The 246-nt window shown below is 52.4% G+C and carries 1 rRNA gene; it reads right to left on the bottom strand.

The window, feature by feature from the left end:
• A 23S ribosomal RNA gene (locus H6B10_RS16390) occupies window positions 1-246 on the bottom strand; the annotation flags it as partial.

Raw genomic sequence — 246 nt, 5'->3', positions numbered from 1 at the left:
CCGCGTTCGCTCGCCACTACTAACGGAATCTCGGTTGATGTCTCTTCCTCGCCCTACTTAGATGTTTCAGTTCAGGCGGTTCCCCTCATGCACCTATGGATTCAGTGCATGATAACGGAGCATGAACTCCGCTGAGTTTCCTCATTCAGAAATCCCTGGATCAAAGGATGTTTGCTCCTCCCCAAGGCTTATCGCAGCTTACCACGTCTTTCATCGGCTCCCAGTGCCAAGGCATTCTCCTTGCGC

This window comes from Gemmiger formicilis, from assembly GCF_016901605.1.
GTDB classification, from domain to species: domain Bacteria; phylum Bacillota; class Clostridia; order Oscillospirales; family Ruminococcaceae; genus Gemmiger; species Gemmiger formicilis_B.
The sequence above is the reverse complement of the archived record's forward strand: the minus strand, read 5'-3'. Positions and strand labels throughout refer to the sequence as shown.